We start from the raw sequence: 3673 nt of genomic DNA, 5'->3' as shown, positions 1-3673 counted from the left end.
AGCTGAGACCATCAGTAGATGGGAAAATGATAAATATAAAATGGGAGGATATGTTGAAAAAGTATTTAGAATAGCTGTGTGCGAAGAATTAAAAGATAAATGCAAGAATGTTGATTATTCAACAAATGATATAACGTATATGAAAATAAAAAGAAATTATGAAAATGTGTGCATGATGTTTAGTAGAATAAAGATGAAGATAGAAAGAGGTCCTAGTGAGATCACATGGGAGGCTTCGCAAAAGGCAGCTTAAGGAATGAAAGGAAATAATTTTATGGCTTGACGGCAACCCCAGAAAGAAGAACTCTTTCCAAATCGTCCATCGCATGGTGGGCGGGAGCGTTGGTAGCGCTGCCCACCCTCGACAGCCATGCCAAAGCAAAGATCACACGGCCATCGTGTGCTGGTATTATATGCTTCCCTCCTTCCGCCTTAAAGCCTTTTTTGAAACTCTTGTGCAATTTCGCCGGATTACGCCGCATCAGGGGCGTGTCTATCAGGCGTTGCTATCCTACTTCGGCAGCAAGGGCTGTTTTCCGTCCCATTCTACATTGGCTGTTGAGTCCGGTGTATCTGAGCGCACGGTCCGTAATGCGCTTCGTGAGGCCAGGATGCGGGGTTGGATCACATGGACCAACAAGCGGATCGGTCGCCGTCAGACCTCCAACGTGTATCAGATCACTGTCTCATCGACCTATGTGAATGAGGTCCTGAATGGTCTCCGTCAGCTCAAGCGGAAAAGCGCAGAGATCAGCCAGTTTTTCAGGCGGCAAAATCTGCCGGGAAGTCCTTATTTTTATATAAAACGGGCGTCTCAGACCATCTGGCGACGAATAGAAAAGCCTCCTAAAGAGCTCACACCATGGCAAAAGCTCTTCAGAGACAATCCTGAAGCCGCTATGGCCCAATATCGAGCCCTCTAACGCTTCATTTTTTCTAAAATCCGGTCCGAAATCTGCTCAAGAAGAGGAGCCAGAGGGAGAGGTCTGTCCTTCAGAATGTTATTTGCCGCCTGACAGAATGGCTGTTTCCTGCCAGTTTTTCAGGCGGCAAACAGGTTTCAGAAAGACCGGCCCCCTCTTGAGGGTTCTCTGTCTTTCCCTTTCAGGAAGGACTGAACCGTGCGAGCTGCTTCTGCAAAGAAGCGACATACCCGTTCAAGGTATCGAGCTGTTCCCTCAATGATTGATTGTCTTGAACGATATGCTCGAACATGTTCCGTAAAGCCTGCTGCTCCTGCTGATAAATCTGCTGTCGTCTGTCGTGTTGCTGTTGTAACTCGTTCAATGCGTTCAGAAGCAGCGTTTCCAACTCCGTCATGCCTCATTTCCTTTCCAGAAGAAGGTAATATCCGCCTTGATAAGGCTGGTAGCGTGTGTCTATCCGAGCGCAGAGATGGTTGTCGCAGCGATTCAGCCAGACGTTCCCTTCCTGACGTTGCAGTTCCTGAATGGTCTCTTCCATCGTGGCGATCGTGACTTGCTTGTCTCTGATTTGGCCGGTCAGGTAGTGCATCATTCCCCAGCTCCCGCCCAAGATACCGAGCGAGAGGCTCAGTCCGATCAGGAGCGGCAGCAGGGTCCGGGACCAGAGAAGCCGTCCGGCCAGCCTGCGGCCCTGCTCCTCCATATCGGTCCTGATGGTATGCAGCTCTCTCTGCATGATGGCGTGCAACTCTTTCCGCAAACCGGCGAGCTGCTCTTTCGTCAGGCTTTGAATAATCTCGCTGTCGGCCTGCATCTGCTGCCTCAAGCGTGCGGCCAGGGGAGAAGCTGTCTTCATAGAGTGGTCCCTTGAGCCGCCAGCGCTGTCCGCTTTGGGGCTCCCTGATGGTGATGTAGTTCTTTCCGGCCCGTGGCACCTCAAGGCCGAGTTCCCGGACATGACGGAGAAGCTCCTGACGGCTGTGTATGTCGCCCGCCACGGCTCTTTGGGTCAGGACCCCATCCAGAAGCTCCCGCATGTTCTCGGGCGGCTCCTGTCCCTGTCTGAGGGCCTCTGCGATGCGTTTCAGCTCATGGCCGGGGCTGGAGACCGTGCGGGCCCTGTCCGGGTCTGTCGGGTCGGCCAGACCGTACCGGGCGTTGATCTCGCTCCGGAAGTCATCGAACTGTCTTTCTGTCCGTCTGCCGGGCGGGCGGATGTTCAGGCTTTTTCCCGTGGACAGCTCGACCCGTGGGGTGACGAAATGCAGCTCATGATGGCCGGCATGAGAATGGCGGACCCAGAGGATGCTGTACTGGTCCGTATCCAGACCGGCAAAGGCGAGCTTCTCGAAGCCGTCCATGATGGTCCGTTCCATCTCTGGGGTGATGGTCTCACCCGGAGCGAAGGACAGCACGCCGGAGGTGTAGCGGTGCCGGAAGGTCAGCGAATCGATGAGGCGGCGGGTCTGGTCCGCATCGCCCCGGAGGATGACGGGCGGACTGTCCTGACGGCCCGGCCTGTCGGGACTGACGAGATAGGAGACCGGACCATGACCGGCTCCTCTGCCATGACGGGAAAAGCCGACAATCATGAGGCGAGGTCCCGGATATACCGCTGTATGGCGATGAGATGGCTGATGACCTGAATGGTCTCGGCCTTGTCCCTGTAGGTGTTCACCCAGCGGGCGATCATGTTGAGGTTGGCGTTTATGCGGTTGAGCCTGATGAGGCGTTGGCGTTCATCCTCCCGGTTGCGGATGGAGACCCTGCCGAGATGGTCACGGACGAGGGCGGACATGGTCATGCCAGCGGCATTGGCCTGTTCCTGAAGGGTGGTCCATTCCTCATCGGAGAAGCGGACCCGGAGCATGTGGGTACGAGGTTCTGGGCGCATGTCTTCAGTATAGTCCTTCTCGTGGCATACTAGAAAACAAGGCTACCCGATATTGCTACGCAAATCGGGCCTTGGTCAGGGGGCCTTTCCCCCCTAACAACCCCTTTCATAATTGATATTGCATCAATTTTTAATATGAATTATTCGTATTTCCCTGTTATTTTTCTTGACAAAAAGTCAACCACCACGGATAATCCCCGTAGGGGGATTTACAGGATAGGAATTAGAAATGACAATACAAAATTCGTACTCTAATCATACAGCACGCTTTAAAAAGCTCATGAAGAAAAGTGAAATAATATTCACTTCTCATGCTAAAGAAAGGATGAAAGAACGATGTGTTATTTTTATGGAAGTAGAGGAAGTTCTTCGTAAAGGGAGAGTAACTTTAGTAGAGTATGACCCTAATAGGGGTAATGATAAGTTCACTGTTGAAGGGGCTATAAATGATTATAAAAAGTTGAAGGTAGTTATTTCTCTTCTAGAAGAGGTTTGTATAATTAAAGTCATAACGGTTATGACTCCATGAAAATTATACAACCTCGTGCATTTTTTGGAGGTTGATTATGAATAATTTTTCAAAGAAAAAAGGAACAAATGAAGTAAAAATTTTTGATGTATATAATGCAAGTGATATCATAGGTTTAAATGTAATATTATTGAATTGTGTTAAAGAATATTGTGATGATGAAGGTGATAAATGTATATCTATTCCGGATATGAGATCTCTTTCATATACGGCTGCAATGACACGTTGTCTTATTAATATTCCATTTAATGGGAAAGAAATAAGAAATATTAGAAAAATAGTTGGATGGAGTGTTAAGGATATGGAAAAGAATTTAGAAATAAA

7 protein-coding genes and 1 pseudogene are annotated in these 3673 nt (G+C 49.5%); 4 read left to right on the top strand and 4 right to left on the bottom strand.

Annotated elements, in window-relative coordinates; all coding sequences use genetic code 11:
• Both NQF64_RS08835 and NQF64_RS08830 read left to right on the top strand, forming a co-directional pair.
• The coding region (locus NQF64_RS08835; protein WP_266107139.1) for a hypothetical protein at positions 1-253 on the top strand (253 nt) is incomplete at its 5' end.
• Positions 254-413: 160 nt separating this feature from the next.
• Entirely contained in the window at positions 414-923 is a 510-nt protein-coding gene (locus NQF64_RS08830) for a helix-turn-helix domain-containing protein (RefSeq protein ID WP_266107137.1), read from the top strand.
• A 181-nt stretch (positions 924-1104) separates the two neighbouring features.
• Here the strand turns inward: NQF64_RS08830 and NQF64_RS08825 are convergent, their stop codons facing one another.
• The 4 genes and pseudogenes from NQF64_RS08825 to NQF64_RS09030 form a co-directional block, all read right to left on the bottom strand.
• The gene (locus NQF64_RS08825) at positions 1105-1320 is read right to left on the bottom strand and encodes an MbeD/MobD family mobilization/exclusion protein (protein ID WP_266107136.1); all 216 of its coding nucleotides are present in this window, start codon (positions 1318-1320) and stop codon (positions 1105-1107) included.
• 3 nt (positions 1321-1323) lie between these two features.
• The gene (locus NQF64_RS08820) at positions 1324-1782 is read right to left on the bottom strand and encodes a MotA/TolQ/ExbB proton channel family protein (RefSeq protein WP_266107135.1); all 459 of its coding nucleotides are present in this window, start codon (positions 1780-1782) and stop codon (positions 1324-1326) included.
• A 346-nt stretch (positions 1783-2128) separates the two neighbouring features.
• Positions 2129-2302 (bottom strand): annotated as a pseudogene (locus NQF64_RS09035) (hypothetical protein); the annotation flags it as partial.
• Positions 2303-2514: 212 nt separating this feature from the next.
• Positions 2515-2796 carry a plasmid mobilization protein gene (locus NQF64_RS09030; protein WP_407651840.1) on the bottom strand — a complete coding sequence of 94 codons (282 nt, stop codon included), beginning with the start codon at positions 2794-2796 and terminating at the stop codon, positions 2515-2517.
• A 304-nt stretch (positions 2797-3100) separates the two neighbouring features.
• Between NQF64_RS09030 and NQF64_RS08805 the strand changes: the two genes are divergently transcribed.
• Positions 3101-3349, top strand: coding sequence for a DUF4258 domain-containing protein (locus NQF64_RS08805; RefSeq protein ID WP_266107131.1), 249 nt, complete (start codon positions 3101-3103; stop codon positions 3347-3349).
• Between the two features lie 37 nt (positions 3350-3386).
• Positions 3387-3673 (top strand): hypothetical protein (locus NQF64_RS08800; RefSeq protein ID WP_266107130.1); only part of this gene is annotated, 287 nt, incomplete at its 3' end.

Origin of the sequence: Bombella saccharophila (assembly GCF_026385475.1) — a bacterium.
In the GTDB taxonomy this organism is placed as follows: Bacteria; Pseudomonadota; Alphaproteobacteria; order Acetobacterales; family Acetobacteraceae; genus Bombella; species Bombella saccharophila.
Note: the sequence above shows the minus strand (reverse complement) of the source record. Positions and strands in the feature narration are given on the sequence as shown.

What these genes read in the sequence shown, in the direction of transcription:
- NQF64_RS08830 (WP_266107137.1), top strand. Translation starts at nt 414, where the DNA reads ATGCTTCCCTCCTTCCGCCTTAAAGCCTTTTTTGAAACTCTTGTGCAA.
- NQF64_RS08825 (WP_266107136.1), bottom strand. Translation starts at nt 1,320, where the DNA reads ATGACGGAGTTGGAAACGCTGCTTCTGAACGCATTGAACGAGTTACAA.
- NQF64_RS08820 (WP_266107135.1), bottom strand. Translation starts at nt 1,782, where the DNA reads ATGAAGACAGCTTCTCCCCTGGCCGCACGCTTGAGGCAGCAGATGCAG.
- NQF64_RS09030 (WP_407651840.1), bottom strand. Translation starts at nt 2,796, where the DNA reads ATGCTCCGGGTCCGCTTCTCCGATGAGGAATGGACCACCCTTCAGGAA.
- NQF64_RS08805 (WP_266107131.1), top strand. Translation starts at nt 3,101, where the DNA reads ATGAAGAAAAGTGAAATAATATTCACTTCTCATGCTAAAGAAAGGATG.